Below are 17,293 nucleotides of genomic sequence, written 5' to 3' on the forward strand. Positions count from 1 at the left end.
AGGAGAAACCACCATGCCCAACGGCCGGATCGGTCACACCTGTCAGCTGATCGACATCGGCAGGATCCGAGTTGGCACCGAACCGCGTGGTTCACCTAGCGGGGGACGTCGGCGCGCCTCCTGCGGCATACCGGTCGATGTGCGGCCTGCTGCCCGAAGCCCGTGGGAGCAGGAGGTGGGAGCAGTTTGGGAGCCGCTAGGTGCGCTCAACTGCGTTGAACTGCACCCAACGGCTCCCAACGGCTATGTGCGACGTGCAGAAGTCGTGTTTCCGCAGGTCACTGAGATTGTTGATCTTAGTTGACACGGTAGAGGTCACTGGTTCAATCCCAGTATCGCCCACCAGGACGTTTGTCCAGGTCAGAGACCCTTTCTCGCGATCAACGAGGGAGGGTTTTTCTGTGTCCACCAAGATCCTTTGTAGATCGATTGTAGAACCCTGCACGCCGGTTTCGGCGGCAAGATGCGGGAACCAGGACACCAGCCTGGCACGCTCCGTCGCGGTGAGCCCGGCCAGCCCGTCCCGCCACCGGGCCTCCAGCACGTCGAGGACCTGCTGGCGCATCTCCGGGGTGACGTGGTCGTAGGTGCGGGCGATGCCCTTCATCTTCTGCCCGAGCCGGGCCCGCCGGGCGACCTCGGGGACACCGTCCTCGATCAGCCAGGTGGAGTGGGTGTGACGTCCTTCATGGAAGGTGATCCAGGGCAGGATCGGAGGCTGATGGTCGGGTGATGTGGGGTAGTCCACATCGACGCCGTCCCAGGTCGGCCGCCAGTAGCGCTGCCGGAAGTTCGACCGCCGCAGCGGCTGCCCTTCGGGCGTGGTGAACACAAACAGGTGCGGCAGTCCTTGATCAGCAGCTCGTAGAACACCGCGATGCTCGGCGGCAGCTCCACCAGCCGGGTACCGGCTGGGGTTTTGGTCCGGCCGCGCTGCTTGCCCCGAACCCGCCGCGGCTGGACCGCGCTGACCGGCGTCGCCGCCAGCTCATTGACGGTCTTGCCGCCTTTGGTCAACACGCCGCTCACCTCGAGCAGCGGGGTGCGGATGTTGATCCCGCGTCGCTCGGGGTCGTATTCGTGGGGCTGCTGCCCGACGAGTTCACCCCATCGGGCGCCGGTGTAGAAGTCCAACAGACACAGCACAAACCCCGGCAGGCCCATGGTTTCGTACAAGCGCATGGCGGCGCGGAGCGCCTGGGTGGGCGTCGCCACCAGGTACTCGGTCTCGTAGGCGCCGGCGGTGACCCGGACGCCGTAGCACGGGTTGACGGGGATCAGCCGGGCGCGCACGACGGCGTTCATGATGGTGGAGAACGTGGCGAAGATGGATGCCACGGTGGACTCGGCGAGGGGATCAACATGCAGCTCCTGACCGACCTGCGGCGCGACGGCGTGCCTGACATGGTGCGGCGTGCCCTCGATCAGGTACTCGCTCGTCTGCGGGAACAACCCTCCGAGGGCTTCACGGCTTGCACTTGACGTAAACGTCAACTCGTAACGTCGGCGCCATGACCATTGCTGTTCCTACTGTCCATCGTGAGGTGCGTCTCGCTGCCCGTCCGGAAGGGACGTTCAGGACCGATCACCTCCGGGTCGTCGAGGCTCCCGTTCCCGAGTACGGCCCCGGCCAAGTGCTTGTCCGCAATCGGATGATGAGCGTCACCGCTGTGATGCGCACGCTCATGGACGGCGACATCGGGTTGCCCATGCCGGCGTATGAGCCAGGTCAAACCTTGTGGGGACCGGCCATCGGCGAAGTGATCGCTTCGGCGGACACTGACTTGAGTCCTGGCGATCTCGTCGTGCACAACCATGGTTGGCGGGAGTATGCCGCCGTCGGCGCGGCTGATGTGCGGCGTGCTGACGTTGACTCGTTGCCAGACTTGGGTGCGCACCTGTCCCAGGGGTTGACTGCATGGCTCGGCGTTGTGCGGACTGCCGAGGTGCGGAGTGGGGACACGGTGTTCGTGACCGGTGCTGCGGGTGGTGTCGGTTCCCTTGCAGGGCAGTTCGCTCGGCTGCGTGGTGCCACGCGGGTGATCGGCAGCACCGGTTCCCGGCGCAAGGGTGAGTACTTGGTCGGACAACTGGGGTACGACGCCGTGGTCATCCGGGGTGAGGGCGCTATCGAGGACCAATTGCGCACGGCGGCTCCGGATGGCATCGACGTGGTCTTCGACAACGTCGGCGGCGAGCAACTGCTTGCTGCTCTGGCGGTTGCCCGACGCGGCGCTCGCGTCGCGCTCATCGGCACGATGTCCAGCCAGACGTCGGGTGGCTTCAGTGCTCCGGTCACGATCGACACGGGCGCACTCATCTTGCGGGGGATCACACTGCGCGGCATCGCGGGCAGCGACCACCTCGATGCCACTCCCCAAGCGATGCGGGAGTTCGGTCGTGGGCTCCGCGACAAGACGCTTGTCTTCCCCCACACGCGTCTGTCAGGCATCGATCAGGCACCTCGTGCGTTGTGCGAGTTGCTTGAAGGGCGCCATATCGGTGCGGTGATTGTGGAGCTGTAAGTCCAGGGGAGGACCAGGAATGCGGATCGGCGAAGCTTCGGCAGCGGCGGGGCTTACCCCGAGAGCGCTCCGCTACTACGAAGAGCGAGGGCTGCTCGCGGCGCGGCGCACGACATCGGGCCATCGTGAGTACGACGAGGAGGACGTCCACCGGTTACGGATCGTACGGGAGTTGCTGGCAGCAGGACTGACGATCAGTGATGTCCAGGCCGTGGTCGAAGGCCTGGACATGCCGCTCAAGCAACCTGGCGATTGCCCGATCGTCGACATCACCAACCGGCGGCTGGCCGAGCTCGACAAGCGCATCGAGCGGCTGACCGAACTGCGCCGTCGTCTGGCCAACGCGCTCACTCACCGATTCGACAAACAGTTCCATAGACCTGACCAGCAGGCGGTCGCAATGCGACGCCGACTGAATCCGTGTGAACGCCAAATAAGCGATGAGTTCACGGTGACGTGAGCAGCTCGGCTTCGTAGCCGCGGCGGAAAACCTCCACAAAGGACGGTGCATCGGGCGGGAACACATCGCCGATCCGGCGCACGGGCACGCCCGGCGTCCATGAGTTCATGACCACGGATCTGCCCAATGTGGACAGATCCTCGACTGTGATCTCTTCGACACGCTGCGGGACGCCGAGGCGGTCCAGTTGCCTGCGAGACGATGCTCATCGTGATCCCGGTGCGGATGTCGACGTGTGCCACACCACCGCGGTGCCGTCCCAGAAGGCGAGGTTCCAGATCGTCGCTTCGCTGAGCCTGCCGCGGCGGTCGATGAACGCGGCGTCGTCGAAGTGCTGTTTGACGGCCTGACGGAGGTAGTAGGTCTTGGCCACCTCGCCGACATGCTTCACTGCCGGGAGTACGTGTTCGTGTTCCACCACCGCCAGCGGCAACGGACCTGTCGGACCCGAGGAAGGTGGCGCGGTCCGGACCTGTGGGGTTCCAAAAGTCGGCTTCAGGGTGTGACCAGGGTTTACGCAGCCGTGGGTGGGATTGACCCGATTCGACAGACAAGGTCGATATGTGGTCAGGCTACCGCAAGCCCGGTAGCAGTTTCCTGGGCCGCTTCGTAGGCGGCCGGGCTGGGGTATCCAGGGCTGGAATGCCGCCGGCGGGTTGTTGTACCAGCCTTTCACGTATTCGAAGATTGCCTTGTGCACCAAGGCTTTCGTGGGCCACGCCTGCCGATCGAGCAGCTCGGTCTTGATCGAAGCGAAGAACGACTCCGCAACCGCGTTGTCCCAGCACTGTCCCTTCCGGCCAACCGACAGCCGCACCCCGCTGTCGCGCGCGAGCCGGGCGTACTGGCCGGAGGTGTACTGACAGCCCCGATCGGAATGGAAGATCACACCAAGCTCCGGGCGGCGCTGGGTGATGGCGTTGCGCAAGGCCTGCTCGACCCGATCCCCGTGTCCGCACATTACCCGCGAGGAGTTGCTGCGACGGGTCTGTTCCGGCGGCGCCACCGTGATCGACGTGCGTCCGCACGAGGAATACACCGCCGGGCACATCCCCGGCGCGGTGTCGATTCCGCTGGCGGATCTCGCCGAGCGCTTGGCTGAACTCCCGCTCGATCAGGAGATCGTCGCCTACTGCCGCGTCGCCTACTGCGTGTTCGCCCACGACGCGGTCCGCCTGCTCACCGCAGCCGGTCGCCCGGCTCGCCGGTTGGCCGACGGCATGCTCGAATGGCGCTTGGCCGACCTACCGGTGGCAACCTGACCGAGATTTTCAGGCGCGGTGCCGAATCGGGCGTGTTGTCAGTCTTCTCCTGAGCAAGGAGAAGTTGAGCTGGCCGCATCGCGCCATCGCTCTGCACACCACGTGGCCGGCTCCGAGGCCGCACTGACTGAGCTGTCCACATTGGATGATGTGCTGGACCATTGCCACCGCTATCACGCCACCCGCGCAGAGCCGATGCGCGAGCTCGGCCACTCCAGGCAGGCTCAGGCCGCCGAGCGTCGCGCGCTGGAGCTGATCGCCCCCCGGATCAACCGGTGGTGGCTGCCGACGTGGTCGAGCAGCAAGACCGTCCCGTCGGGACGTAGGACCCGGTGCATCTCGATGATCGCTGCCCGCTCGTCGGGGAAGCCGCACAACCCGAGTGCACACCAGGCGAATCCCTCCACCAATGCGCGGGTCAACGCCTCCAAGCGTCTGGGTCCTGCCAGTCAGAACTGCGCCAGCTGTCCGCGGCGCAGCTCGCTCGCGCCGCCGGTTGGGTGATCTGCTTCACATGGTGTCAGGATTTTCGTCGATGCGGTGTCTTGTGCTCGATCCCCAAGAGCGAAGGAGACACCGTGAGCAAGAACATCGACGTGGTCGTGATCGGCGGCGGATATGCCGGTGTCATGGCGGCCAACCGTGTGACGCAGCGCGACAACGTGACGGTGACCGTGATCAATCCGCGCCCGGTCTTCGTCCCGCGGCTGCGTCTGCACCAGTTGGTGGGTGGGACCCACGATGCGGTCGTCGACTACACGGAAATCCTCGCCGAGGGCGTCCAGTTGGTCGTCGACGGCGCGACACGGATCGACGCAGCTGGACGGGGTGTGACGCTGGCTGAGGGCGGCAGTATCGGCTACGACTACCTGATTTACGCGGTGGGCAGCGGGAGCGCCGGCCCGCAGGTGCCCGGCGCGGCCGAGTTCGCGTACCCGATCTCCACACTGGAGGCGGCGCAGCGACTGCGGTCAGTGCTCGACGACACCCCTGTGACGGCTGCGGTGACGGTCGTCGGGGGTGGCCCGACCGGCATCGAGACCGCCGCGGAACTGGCAGAACAGGGTCGCAGCGTCACGTTGGTCTGCGGGGGTGTCGTCGGCCCGTACTTGCACCCCCGCGCTCGGCGCACCGCCCGCAAGTACCTCGCCAAGCTGGGGGTCGATGTGTTGGAAGGCTCGGCTGCGTCGGTCAGTGCGGTGACACGGGAGGCCGTGCAACTCGGTGACGGCCGCACGCTGGCGAGTCAGGTCACCATTTGGACCGCGGGTTTCGGTGTGCCCGATCTGGCGGCCAACAGCGGGTTGCGCACCGACGCCGCCGGGCGCCTGCTCACCGACGAAACACTGACCTGCATTGATGAGGAGCGAATCGTCGCGGCAGGTGACTCGTCAGCCCCGTCTGGCCTGCCGTTCCGAATGAGCGCCTACGCCGCAGGTTGCCTGGGCGCCCACGCCGCCGACACCGTCCTGAACCGGATCGCGGGTGAGCAGCCGGCACCGATCGACCTGTCGTTCCCCGCCATGTGCATCAGCTTCGGCCGCCACACCGGGATCTTCCAGCTCGGCCACAAGGACGACACAGCGATGCGGATCTACTTCAGCGGGCTCGTGGGCAAGGCGCTCAAGGAGTTCTCCTGCGCCGCCAGCGTCAAACACCTGATCACCGAAGCGCACAAGCCCGGCTCGCACTCCTGGCCGAAAGACGGCAAGCACAGGCCGCAGTTGCTGCGGGCCCAGCACAGCGACGCGCCCGCACAGATCGCCTGAGACACCCCATGGACACAACAGGTGCACCCGACGGGCAGCGGCGGGCCGACAGCGAGGACCACGCCACCGTCGACGCGACGGAGACGTTCGTCGTACACCGCAATCTGCTGTTCACCGTCGCCTACGAGATGCTCGGATCAGCGGCCGACGCCGAAGACGTCCTGCAGGAAACGTGGCTGCGATGGGTGAAGGTCGACGTAGCCAAAGTGAGCGACCCGCGCGCCTACCTGGTGCGGATCACGACCCGACAGTCGCTCAACCGGCTGCGCTCGATGAAACGCCGCAGGGAAGCATATGTGGGCTCCTGGCTACCGGAGCCACTGCGCACCGCACCGGATGCGTCCGCCGACATCGAACTCGCCGAAAGCGTGTCGATGGCGCTGATGCTCGTCCTCGAGACACTAAGCCCGACCGAGCGGGCGGTGTTCGTGCTGCGCGAAGCATTCGGAATCGGCTATGACGACATCGCGGCCGCGGTCGACAAGACCCCCGCCGCCGTGCACCAGATCGCCCGTCGTGCCCGCCGCCACGTCGAAGCCCGCCGGCCGCGCCGTGCGGTCACCGCACGGCAGGCCCAGGCGGCTCTCGAAGCTTTTCAGCGGGCGCTCGAGACCCGGGACCTGCAGGGCCTGCTCGACGTGCTCGCCCCCGACGTTGTCGCGATCAGCGACGGCGGCGGTATCAAACAGACCACCCCGCGTCCGATTGTCGGCGCCGACAAGGTGGCCCGGTTCATCGTCGGCGGACTCACCAGGAACGACGTGTTGCTCACTGTCGAGCCGACCATGGTCAACGCCGGCCCGGCACTGGCATTGCATGTCGACGGTGAACCCGACGGCGTCATCGTGATGCATGTCGTGGACACCCGCATCACCGGCCTCTACTACGTCCGCAATCCGCAGAAACTGACCCACATCGAATCCGCGACCCCGCTCACCCTGCGGTGAACACCGGTCACGGCCCAACTGTTCAAGGAGTAGACATGACCCCGCGAGCACCGCTCGCCACCGACACCCCTCCGTCACGATGGTCGACGGTGGCCGGCGTCGTCGTCCTGCTCACGGCGATCACGGGCATGTTGCTCATCGCGTTCGCCTGGCCGTCAGTGCGGTCGTCGGTGCACGATGTGCCAATCGCTGTCGCTGGACCGGCCAGCGCGGCCGCACAGATCCGCACCGCGCTCGATCAACGTCTGCCGGGCGGCTTCGAGATCACCGAAGTCGCCGACACCGATGCCGCTGAACAACTTATCCGCGACCGGCAGGTGTACGGGGCGATCGACCTCAGCTCCGGCCCCCCGCAAGTCATCGTCGCCTCAGCCGCCAGCACCGCAGTCGCCCAAACCCTGCAGACCATGGCGACCGGCCTCGGCCAGGCAGACAAAACCGGCACACCCGTCGCCGTCCGCGACCTCGCCGCGCTGCCCGCCGACGACCCGCGCGGCGCCGGCCTGGCCGCAGGCGCACTGCCACTGGTCATGGGTGGTCTGCTGGCCGCGGTGCTGCTGACCAGACTCGTGCACGGCACCGTCCGCCGGGTCACCGGGGCACTCGCCTTCGCGACCATCGGCGGCCTGACAGTGGCAGCGATCCTGCAGTTCTGGCTCGGCTCCCTGAGCGGGTCCTACCCAGCCAACGCCGGCGCTCTCACCCTGACCATCGCGGCCACATCCCTGACCGTCCTCGGGCTGGAATCCCTGCTCGGATACGCCGGAATCGGGATCGGCGCCGTGGTCATAATGCTCATCGGCAACCCACTCTCGGGCACGGCGACCGCACCCGAGATGCTGCCCGGCTGGTCCGGCACGCTCGGCCAACTACTACCCCCCGGAGCAGGCGGCCAGGTGCTGCGATCGACCGCCTTCTTCGACGGCCGCGGCACCACCCACGCCGTCACCATCCTGATCGCCTGGATCGCGCTCGGTGCAGTGCTCTGCCTCGTCGGCGGCCTCCGCGCACGCCGTGCCGCCAACGCCGCAGCCGGACTTCGGACGACGTACACATCACCGGCCGACGCCACTAAGACGATGCCTACATCGTCGTCACACCCGAGTACAACACCACTCCGCCCGCCGCACTGACCAACGCCATCGACCACCTCTACGAGGAGTGGGGCGGCAAGCCGGTCGCCTACGTCGGCTACGGCACCTACGGCGCGGTCATGGCGGTGCAGAAGCCACGCGCGCAAGCTGGCGTGCCGCGGATGGCCGACATCGGGCCGCAGGTGGTGCTGACGCCGCGCGAATGCTGGTGTGGGCGCAGGCACTCGGCCCGTTGCGCACACCTTCCCAACCGTTGACCAGCGAGATGCCCTACCAGAGGAAGGACAGTTTTCATGCACATCACGGTCTTCGGAGCCAACGGTCCCACCGGCCGCCTGCTCACCGGCCAGGCACTCGCCGCCGGACATCAGGTCGCCGCGATCACCCGGCAGCCGGACGCGTTTCCGCTGCACCATGACCGGCTCGAGGTAGTCGGTGCCGACGTGCTCGATCCGATGGCCGTCGACGCCGCCGTGGCGGGGCGGGATGCGGTGCTTTCGACGCTCGGGGTGCCCGCCAGGAAGGAACCAATCAGCACCTATTCGCGTGGTGCGGCCAATATCATCGCCGCGATGCAACGGCACCGGGTGCGCCGGCTCGCCGCGGTCAGCTCGGCCGGGGTCGACCCGCACTCGTACTCCGACGGTGGATTCCTGTTCAACCGAGTATTACTGCCATACGTGACGCGGGTGCTGGGTAAGACGCTGTACGACGATATGCGGCGGATGGAAACGCTGATCCGCGCCAGCGATCTCGACTGGACGATCGTGCGCCCAAGCGGGCTCTTCCACCTGCCGTCGGTCACCGACTACACCCTCGTCGAGGGCCACGCCGACGGCAGGTTCACCGCCCGCGCGGACCTGGCCGCGAGCATGCTGGCCCTGCTGAACGACGACCGCTACCTCCGCACCACCGTCGGCGTCATCACCACCGTCGACAACCCCACCTTGCTCCGGTGGATCCGCCGCGAAGCACTCGCCAAGAGCTGAGCCGATTCATCCGCATCCCGCCGCCGAGTCGCTACCGCCCTGGGTACGCGTGCGAGGGACTGTAACGCGAAGGGCGCAGTGAATGATCATCACCGTCACCCTGCCGGCGACAACCTGACCGAGCCAGCGCACGTCCGCTCGGCGCGCACCGGGATGAGCGCGGTGGTGCCGCCGTCAGTGCGGTCGGCGGGATGATCGTTGATGACATGATCAAGCCCTCTGCGCCGATACGGTCGGCTCCGTAGTAGAGCCGCCGCAACTGCTTCCAGGTGCAACCAACGGGTCATGGACACCGCGGGCCGTGTGGAGAAGTTCAACCGCCGCTACGGAAACAGGGCCCGCTGATGGCCGTTCGCGACATCGCCGCGCACAGTGGAAAGCACGGGCTGCCGACCTTGTTCCGGTCACCACTGTGGACGGTGCGGTCGCTGTGGGCGTGTCGCAGGCGGCTGGCACTCGGTGGTTCCGGCAGCGTGGTGGCATGCCTACGTTCACGTCGACACCGTTGGCGAGCCGCTATCTGTCGTTCGGGGAGCGGGAAGAGATCGCTGTGCTGCGAGCTCAGGGGGTGGGCGTGCGGGACATCGCCGGCCGGTTGGGACGGTCCCCGTCAACTGTTTCTCGGGAGTTGCGCCGGAACGCGGCGACCCGTGGAGGGAAGCTGGACCCGGAAACTCATCGCGACGGCCACCGCCGCTCCGCGCCGTCCGGCCCCTCGTTCCGGCCGCGGTCGTACTCCGCCGCGAACTCGCCGGCCGGGGTCGCCGCTCGCACGGCTCGTTCCAGTGCCGCGGTCTCCGCCGGTGCCCGCTCGCCGCCCCGGCACGCGGTGGCGGCGCCGAGCAGGAACGCGGCCTCGCCACCGCGACCCGTCGCCAGCACCGTCGCCGCCAGTCCCTCGTACGCCGCCGCCACCGTCTGCGGTGAGCCGGTGGCCCTGGCCGCGGCCAGGGCGCGGCGATGCCGGCCCAGCGCGGCGCCCGTGTCGCCCCGGGCCTGCGCCGTGTGGCCGAGCTCCGTGAGCGCCATGGCCTGTTCCTCCGTCGGCGGCTCGCCGCCCCGCTCACCCAGCCACGCCGTCAGGCGGGCCTCGGCCTCCGCCGTGCGGCCCTGTCGCCGTGCCACCGCGCCCAGATGCAGGCCCGCGAACCGGCGGCCGAAGATGTCGCCGTGCCGTACCGCCAACCCGTGCCCCCGCTCCAGCAGGTCACGAGCCGCCGCCAGGTCACCGCGCAGCATCGCGGCCCGCCCCAGGAACGCCGTCCAGTGCGCGACCTTGGTTGCCAGCCCCAGGTCCTCGGCCAGGCGCAACCCGGCGGCACCGAGGCGGGCGGCCTCGGCGTGGTCGCCGACCGACTCCGCGTGCCGGCGCAGCACCGCCATGGCCTCCAATCGCCCCCACGTGTCACCCAGTTCCTCGAACAGGGTGAGGGCACGGCGTCCTGCGCCACCCGCGTCCTGCGCCGACCCCCGCATCAACGCCAGCCACGCTCGGTTGCACAGCACGGCGGCCACACCCCATCGGTCGTCCCTGGCCTGGAAGTCCGCGAGGGCCGCCGCCAGCATCCGCTCACCCGCCGCCAGCTCACCGACCTCGATCAGCATGGGACCCATGAACCACCGGGCCCGCGCCGTGGCCGCCGCGTCGGCGCCGGTCGCCACCAGCGTGGCCACGGCCTCGGTCGCCGCGGCGACGGGGTCGGCAAGGTCTCCGTCGACGAGTTCCAGGCCCGTGCACCACGCCGCGGCCACCGCTCGCAGCGCCGGCGCACCGCCGGGCAGCGCGAGCGCGGCGCTCAGGGTGTGGTGCGCCTCCCGCAGCCGACCCCGCAGACAGCGGTACCAGAAGCCGCCGACGGCCAGCCGCAGGGCGCTGTCGGCGTCCGGCACCCGCAGGGCCTCGGCGAAGGCGGCCCGCAGGTCGTTCGCCGACTCGTCGAGCCGCCGCAACTGACGTGCCTGGTCCGGGCCACGCAGCGCCGGCTCCACCCGTTCCACCAGCGCCACGTGGTACCGCAGGTGGCGGTCACGCACCCGGTCGGTCTCGCCGGCCGCCGCCAGCTTCTCCGCCGCGTACGCCGCGATCGACTCCAACAGCCGGAACCGCACCCCGTCGGCGCCGTCCGTCGGCACCGCGAGGGAGCACTCCGCGAGGCGCGCGAGCGAGTTGGTGGCGGGGCTGTCCAGCACGGCAGCGGCCGCCTCCGGGGTGCACCCGTCGGCGAAGACCGAGATCCGCCGCAACGTGACCCGCTCCGGCTCCGCCAGCAGCTCCCAGCTCCAGTCGATCATCGCGCGCAGGGTCCGCAACCGCTCCGGCGCGTCACGCTCACCGGAGTCGAGCAGGGCGAACCGGTCGTCGAGCGCGGCGGCCAGCGCGGTCAGGCCGAGCGCCCGCACCCGGTTCGCGGCCAGCTCCACGGCCAACGGCAGCCCGTCCAGGCGCCGGCAGACGGCCGCCACGACCGGCTCGGTCTCCGCGTCGAGCCGGAATCCGGGTGCGGACGCCGCCGCGCGGACCGCGAACAGCCGGACCGCGGCGCCGTCCGGCCCGGCGCTCAGCGGGTCGACCTGGTACACCCACTCGCCGCGGATCCGCAGCGGCTCCCGGCTCGTGGCCAGCACGTGCAGCCCCGGCGCGGCCTCCCGCAGTGCCCGGACCACGGCGGCCGCGGCGACCAGCACGTGCTCGCAGTTGTCGAGCACCACGATCCCCCCGGTGCCGGCGAGCGCCCCGGTCAGCCGCGCGAGCCCGCGCTGGCCGCCCTCGTCCCGCATCCCCACGGCTGCGGCGACCGCGTCGGCCAGTTCCTCGGCGTCGTCCCCGAGGGTCACCGGCACACTGCCGAGCTCGACGAACCAGACCGCGTCCAGCTCGTCGGCCACCGCACGGACGGTCTCCACCGCCAGCCGTGTCTTTCCGACGCCACCCGGCCCGGTGAGCGTCACCAGCCGGCGCCCGTCCGCCACCAGGAGCCGGCGCAGGTCCGCCACGTCGTCCTCCCGGCCGACGAACTCGTCGAGTCGGGCGGGCAGCACGGCACGACCGCCGCGGACCGGCTCCGGCCATGCGGCCAGGACGGGGTCCTGCCGGAGGATCGCGGCGTGCAGGTCCACCAGCTCGGGGCTGGGGTCGACGCCCAGCTCCTCGGCGAGCGCGTGCCGCAGGCTCTCGAACGACGCCAACGCCTCGGCCTGGCGGCCGGCCCGGTACAGGGCACGCATGTGCGCCGCGCGGAGGCGTTCCCGCAGCGGGTGGGCGTCGACGAGCCTGCCCAGCTCACCGGCGAGCAGCGGGTCGCGCCCCAGCCGCAACAGGACGTCGGCGCGTTCCTCTGTCACCGTGAGCCGGTCCTCGTCCAGGCGTTCGGCCCATGTGTGGAGCGCGGCCAGGTCGCCGACGTCGCCGAGCGCGGGACCCCGCCACAACGCGAGGGCCTCGTCGAGGGTCGCGACACGCACGTGCAGGTCGCCGCTGGCCCTGGCCTGCTCGACCAGCGCGCGGAACAGCAGCGCGTCCAGCTCGTCGTCGGCGAAGCGCAGGGCGTACCCGCCGGGACCGTGCACGAGGCGGTCGCGGCCACCGGGCTCGGCCGCGTCGAGTACGGCACGTAACCGCGACACCTTGGAGCGGAGCACCCGCTCCGGCGCGGCCGGCCGGTCGCTCTCCCACACGTCCTCGACGAGCGCCGCGGTGGTGACGGGTTCCCCGTTGCGCATGAGCAGGGCGGCCATGATCGCGCGCACCTTGGCCTCGAGGACCGAGACCGGCTGTCCGTCGGCGTTCCACACCTGAACAGGCCCGAGAACACCGAACCGCACAGGTGGTGACCCTACTACGGGGGTTGCGGTCGCACCGCAACCTCTTCGGAACCCCCGGCGGCCATCGTGAGCAGTGGAAACGAAACCGGAAGGGGGACGAAGAACCATGGCGACCGGTTCGCGGGCCGGTGTACGGGAGTGGGTCGGGCTCGCCGTGCTGGCGTTGCCGATCCTGCTGATCTCACTCGACCTCACCGCACTGCACCTGGCGCTGCCGCACCTGACCGCCGACATGGCGCCTACCAGCACCGAGCAGCTGTGGATCCTGGACATCTACGGCTTCATGGTGGCCGGCTTCCTCGTCACCATGGGCACGCTCGGTGACCGGATCGGCCGTCGCCGGCTGCTGATGATCGGCGCGTCGGCGTTCGGCCTCGCGTCGCTGGCCGCCGCGTACGCGCCCTCACCCGAGCTGCTGATCGCCGCCCGCGCGTTGTTGGGGATCTCGGGTGCCACGCTCATGCCGTCGACCCTGTCGCTGATCAGCAACATGTTCCACGACGCGCGCCAGCGGGGGTTCGCCATCGCGGTGTGGGGCAGCTGTTTCGCCGCGGGCGGGGCGATCGGGCCGATGGCCGGTGGCGCCCTGATCGAGTGGTTCTGGTGGGGCGCGGTGTTCCTCATGGCCGTGCCGGTCATGGTCCTACTGCTCATCGCCGCGCCGCTCCTGCTCCCCGAGTACCGCGACCCGGTGCCGGGTCGGCTCGACCTGGTGAGCGTTCTGCTGTCGCTGGGCGCGGTCCTGCCGTTCGTGTACGCGTTCAAGGACGCGGCGCGACACGGGTGGCAAGTGCCGACGGTCGCCGTGCTCGCCGTCGCCGCGGTCGTCGGGTGGCTGTTCGTCCGGCGGCAGCGGCGGCTGCGGGACCCGTTGATGGAGCTGTCGCTGTTCGGCGAGCGGGCGTTCACCGTGGGACTGGGCAGCCTGCTGCTGGGCACGCTGGTCCAGGGTTCGTTCATCCTCCTGCTGGCCCAGTACCTGCAGCTGTCCCAGGGCCTGCCGGCCCTGGCGGCGGGGCTGTGGATGGCACCGTTCGCCGCGGCCAACATCATCGGCTCGCTGGCGTCGCCGCCGCTGGCGAGGCGGTGGGGCCCCGGTCGCACGATCGCGGCCGGGCTGGTGCTGATGGCCGTCGGGTTCCTGTTGTTCGCCCAGGCCCGGCCGGACTCGGCGCTGGCGGTGCCGATCACCGCCGCGGTGGTCATCTCCATCGGCATCGGACCGCTCCTGGTGCTGGTCATCGACCTCGTGATCGCAGCGGCGCCGAAGGAGAAGAGCGGCTCGGCGTCGTCGATGTCGGAGACGGCGTCGGAGATGGGCATGGCCCTGGGCGTGGCGACGCTCGGCGCCATCGGCACGGCCGTCTACCACGCCGAGCTGGCACCGAACCTGCCCGAGGAAGTCCCGGCCTCGGCGGCGCCGCACGCACTCGACAGCATGGCGGGCGCCGCGGCGGTGGCCGAGGGACTACCCGCGCAGACGGGTGAGGAACTGCTGACCGCCGCGCGGGAGGCCTTTACCTCGGGGCTCGCCGCCGTCTCGTACACCAGCATGGCGGTCCTGCTCGCCCTGGCCGTGCTCACCGGCCTGTTCCTGGACCGCCGCCGCTCGGCGCAGCAGGCGGATGCCGTCACCTCCCATGTCTGACCTACTCAGAGGAACCGGCCTTGACCCGGCGACGTTGACGCCCTGGCGCCGATTGCGGACGGTCAGGGCGTGGATGAGCCGCGTGAGCAACGGCGGGCGCTGTCTTGGACGAACTGCACCGCGCTGTCCAGTTGCCCGTCCCAGTAGGCAATGAGGCTTTGCAGGCCACGGGCCCACGAGCACATTGCGTTGTGGCCAGCCAGCTCCGCGCACAGGAATGCGGTGTGTGCGTGGGTATGAGCCGCTCGATAGTGGCCAAGGTCGAGGCAGATGTGCGCTGCAGGCCGCCCAATCGGCTTGCCGCGAGGCAGAGGTTACGCATCTGATCGGGAAACCTGTTGTTCTCCACCAGGTTGAAGACCTCACCGCGGAGCGCGCGGATATCCATGAACAGTTCCGACAGCGGCTGAGCGAAGTAGCCTGTGGCGAAACGGCGAATCTCCGAGCTGATGTGGTCCAAGGCCGAGGTGCTGATCCTCGTTTCGCTGATCTGGCAGGCGAACCGCGCTGCGTCACGGGCATCGTTCACGATCAAGGCACGGTCGAACCGCGCATCCGACCTCGCCCGGGCGGGCACGTCTACCGCCAACGCGCCCGTCATCGCAGTCGGGGTGAGGAACTCAGTGTTGAGCCAGGATCCGTGTTTGGGGGTGTGGTGGATCTCCAGGCGCTGGGCCAGGGCGAAGGCCTCGGCGGGCGTGAAGGCCTCATAGAGGGAGGCGATGCCGTGGGTGTTGAGGTTGTCCATGACCAGCACCACGGTCTCGGCGTCGGGATAGTCGACGGTCAGGAGTTGTTTGACCTGCCCGGCTCAGTCGATCTTGGTGCGCTGGGCCAAGGCGTGGACGCGGCGCCACCCGCGCAGCGGCTCAACCCATACGAAGATCGAGCAGGTGCCACACCGGACGTATTCGCTGTCCTGGCAGGCGTCCTTGCCTGGTCGTGCGGGCTGCGGCTCGCGGGCGTGGCCGAGTAGCTGGAAGGGTTTCTCGTCCATGCACACGACCGGGCGGGTGAGGTCGTACGTGCGGGCGTAGACGGCCAGGACGTCTTCCATGCGGGTGTTTGATCGGGTCGTGATGCCACCGCAGCACGGTATCCGGGCTGACCATAGCCGGAGTCGGCGCACCGTCGCGCGGGCCAGTGGCACGAGCAGGGCCGCCAACAACGCCCTGTCCTCGGGGTGCAGTCGTGGAGGTAGACCAGACGAACAGACACGACCGCCGATCATCGAACGTCACGATCGCCCAGGTCAAATCGGATGGCCGCATTCTCGACCAGGACAGGCGCGGTGGAACGTCTCTTCGTACTCAGCCGGAGGAGTGTTCCCGCAGAAAGAATGTAGTCGTCCGAGTTGTACCAGGCAACCCATTCCATCGTGGCTAATGTCACGTCCGTCGCGTTCTTCCATCCTCCGTGGAAGTCGATCAGTTCTTTCTTGTAGAGGCTGTTGAGTGACTCGGCCGCAGCGTTGTCATAGGAGTCACCCTTGCTACCGACTGAACGCGCCGCACCGATTTGGTCGAGTCGTTCGGCGTAGCGAATGGACGTGTATTGAACTCCTCTGTCGGAATGATGAACAAGGCCGTCAACCTTTCCTCCGCGCGCCCAGATCGCCATTTCCAAGGCGTCAAGCGCGAGGTCGGCACCCAGGTGGTCGGCGACCTGCCAGCCGACGATGCGGCGCGAGTACAGGTCCTGGACGAACGCGGTGTACACCCAGCCGGCCGCGGTGGCGACGTAGGTAATGTCGGCGACCCACCGCTGGTTCGGCGCGTCCGCAGCGAAGTCCCGTTCCAGCAGGTCACCTGGCCTGTCGGCACCTGGGATGGTGGTGCGTGGCCGCTTGCGGGACGCGGTCACCCCGCTGATGCCCAGCTCGCGCATCAGCCGCTCGACCGTACATCGCGCCACCATGATGCCCTCGCGGTTGAGCTGCACCCACACCTTCCGCGCCCCGTACAAGCCACGCCCCCGGCCCGTACCACACCCGCAGAATCTCTCCTTTCAACCATTCGTCTCGAACCGCACGAGCCGACCGATTCGACTCCCGCTTCTTGGCCGCCCAATACGTCGACGGCGACACCTCCAACACGACACAGATCGGCTCCACACCGAACTGCCCTCGATGGGTATCGATGAACTCGACTAGGGCGGCGGTTTGGGGTCGAGTTCCCGGGCGAAAAACGCCGACGCCTTCAGAACCTCGTTCGCCCGCCGCAGTTCACGATTCTCCCGCTCCAGCTCAGCAATCCGCGCAGCATCACTCGTCGACATCCCCGGCCGTTTCCCACCATCAACCTCGGCCTGCCGCACCCACGTCCGCAACGCCTCCCGATGCACCCCGAGCTGATCCGCGACCCGGCCGATCGTCCCGGTCCGCTCACCTGTCTGCTCACGAAGCTCAAAGACCATCCGAACCCCACGTTCCCGCAGCTCAGACGAGTACTTCCTCGGTGGTGCCATAGCTCCTCACCCTTCCAGGTATCAGAGCCTCCAACCAACCCGGGGTGGTCCAAGAGATCGACCGGAGGGGCGACGAGCGGGGCGGCCCAGGCGGGCACACCAAGCCAAAGCGCAAGGTTGAAGACGTTGCCGAAGCCAAACAAGAATGTCAGGCCAACAACCGTTCCCATGATCACGGTGACCGACCTGACAACAACCGCCGGGTCGACGGCGGGCCGGGCCTTGCCGAACTCGACCGCGGCCATCAGGCATCCCGCCCAGCGGATCCACGGGAAGGTGCCCTCGATCACCAGTCGGCCAGCAAGACCCCC

General features: G+C 68.6%; 15 protein-coding genes and 3 pseudogenes. 11 read left to right on the forward strand and 7 right to left on the reverse strand.

Annotated features, from left to right (window positions below; all coding sequences use genetic code 11):
• Positions 1-460: 460 nt before the first annotated feature.
• Positions 461-1,371, reverse strand: a pseudogene (locus GC106_RS15930) (tyrosine-type recombinase/integrase); the annotation flags it as partial.
• Between the two features lie 140 nt (positions 1,372-1,511).
• Between GC106_RS15930 and GC106_RS15935 the strand changes: the two are divergent.
• Together GC106_RS15935 and GC106_RS15940 are read left to right on the forward strand one after the other, a co-directional pair.
• Positions 1,512-2,525, forward strand: a complete 1,014-nt coding sequence (locus tag GC106_RS15935; protein WP_173130524.1) for an MDR family NADP-dependent oxidoreductase — start codon at positions 1,512-1,514, stop codon at positions 2,523-2,525.
• Positions 2,526-2,544: 19 nt separating this feature from the next.
• The gene (locus GC106_RS15940) at positions 2,545-2,985 is read left to right on the forward strand and encodes a MerR family transcriptional regulator (protein ID WP_173130526.1); all 441 of its coding nucleotides are present in this window, start codon (positions 2,545-2,547) and stop codon (positions 2,983-2,985) included.
• On the opposite strand, the gene GC106_RS48795 is transcribed toward GC106_RS15940, so the two are convergent.
• Positions 2,972-3,094, reverse strand: coding sequence for a hypothetical protein (locus GC106_RS48795; RefSeq protein ID WP_281368497.1), 123 nt, complete (start codon positions 3,092-3,094; stop codon positions 2,972-2,974). The two genes, GC106_RS15940 and GC106_RS48795, sit on opposite strands and share 14 nt — an antisense overlap.
• A 96-nt stretch (positions 3,095-3,190) precedes the next feature.
• The gene (locus GC106_RS15945; RefSeq protein WP_173130530.1) at positions 3,191-3,913 is read right to left on the reverse strand and encodes an aminotransferase class IV; all 723 of its coding nucleotides are present in this window, start codon (positions 3,911-3,913) and stop codon (positions 3,191-3,193) included.
• On the opposite strand from GC106_RS15945, the gene GC106_RS15950 reads away from it, so the two are divergent.
• The 8 genes and pseudogenes from GC106_RS15950 to GC106_RS49960 form a co-directional block, all read left to right on the forward strand.
• The gene (locus GC106_RS15950) at positions 3,900-4,247 is read left to right on the forward strand and encodes a rhodanese-like domain-containing protein (protein ID WP_173130532.1); all 348 of its coding nucleotides are present in this window, start codon (positions 3,900-3,902) and stop codon (positions 4,245-4,247) included. The two genes, GC106_RS15945 and GC106_RS15950, sit on opposite strands and share 14 nt — an antisense overlap.
• A gap of 102 nt (positions 4,248-4,349) precedes the next feature.
• Complete coding sequence (locus GC106_RS15955; protein ID WP_173130535.1) at positions 4,350-4,751, forward strand: hypothetical protein; 402 nt, start codon at positions 4,350-4,352, stop codon at positions 4,749-4,751.
• Positions 4,752-4,825: 74 nt separating this feature from the next.
• Positions 4,826-6,016, forward strand: a complete 1,191-nt coding sequence (locus GC106_RS15960; protein WP_173130538.1) for an NAD(P)/FAD-dependent oxidoreductase — start codon at positions 4,826-4,828, stop codon at positions 6,014-6,016.
• 8 nt (positions 6,017-6,024) lie between these two features.
• The gene (locus GC106_RS15965) at positions 6,025-6,963 is read left to right on the forward strand and encodes an RNA polymerase sigma-70 factor (RefSeq protein ID WP_173130541.1); all 939 of its coding nucleotides are present in this window, start codon (positions 6,025-6,027) and stop codon (positions 6,961-6,963) included.
• A gap of 35 nt (positions 6,964-6,998) precedes the next feature.
• Entirely contained in the window at positions 6,999-8,096 is a 1,098-nt protein-coding gene (locus tag GC106_RS15970; RefSeq protein WP_217280546.1) for a hypothetical protein, read from the forward strand.
• On the forward strand, positions 8,093-8,314 hold the full coding sequence (locus tag GC106_RS15975) for an NAD(P)H-dependent oxidoreductase (RefSeq protein ID WP_246365898.1): 222 nt from the start codon (positions 8,093-8,095) through the stop codon (positions 8,312-8,314). The genes GC106_RS15970 and GC106_RS15975 overlap by 4 nt, the downstream gene beginning before the upstream one ends.
• Positions 8,315-8,350: 36 nt before the next feature.
• Positions 8,351-9,046 (forward strand): NAD(P)-dependent oxidoreductase, encoded by a 696-nt coding sequence (locus GC106_RS15980; RefSeq protein ID WP_173130544.1) that lies wholly within the window; start codon positions 8,351-8,353, stop codon positions 9,044-9,046.
• Positions 9,047-9,347: 301 nt separating this feature from the next.
• Positions 9,348-9,713 (forward strand): annotated as a pseudogene (locus GC106_RS49960) (helix-turn-helix domain-containing protein); the annotation flags it as partial.
• An 8-nt stretch (positions 9,714-9,721) separates the two neighbouring features.
• On the opposite strand, the gene GC106_RS48805 reads toward GC106_RS49960, so the two are convergent.
• Positions 9,722-12,868 (reverse strand): AfsR/SARP family transcriptional regulator, encoded by a 3,147-nt coding sequence (locus tag GC106_RS48805; protein WP_173130547.1) that lies wholly within the window; start codon positions 12,866-12,868, stop codon positions 9,722-9,724.
• A 106-nt stretch (positions 12,869-12,974) separates the two neighbouring features.
• Between GC106_RS48805 and GC106_RS16000 the strand changes: the two genes are divergently transcribed.
• Entirely contained in the window at positions 12,975-14,516 is a 1,542-nt protein-coding gene (locus tag GC106_RS16000) for an MFS transporter (protein WP_173130550.1), read from the forward strand.
• Between the two features lies 1 nt (position 14,517).
• Here the strand turns inward: GC106_RS16000 and GC106_RS47035 are convergent, their stop codons facing one another.
• The 3 genes and pseudogenes from GC106_RS47035 to GC106_RS16010 form a co-directional block, all read right to left on the reverse strand.
• Positions 14,518-15,306: a transposase gene (locus GC106_RS47035; RefSeq protein WP_281368511.1), complete on the reverse strand. Its 789-nt coding sequence runs from the start codon at positions 15,304-15,306 to the stop codon at positions 14,518-14,520.
• A gap of 21 nt (positions 15,307-15,327) precedes the next feature.
• Positions 15,328-15,573, reverse strand: a complete 246-nt coding sequence (locus GC106_RS47040; protein WP_217280548.1) for a hypothetical protein — start codon at positions 15,571-15,573, stop codon at positions 15,328-15,330.
• A gap of 195 nt (positions 15,574-15,768) precedes the next feature.
• A pseudogene (locus GC106_RS16010) lies at positions 15,769-16,982 on the reverse strand (IS3 family transposase).
• Positions 16,983-17,293 lie beyond the last annotated feature (311 nt).

Source organism: Kibdelosporangium persicum (assembly GCF_013280595.1).
Classification (GTDB): Bacteria; Actinomycetota; Actinomycetes; order Mycobacteriales; family Pseudonocardiaceae; genus Kibdelosporangium; species Kibdelosporangium persicum.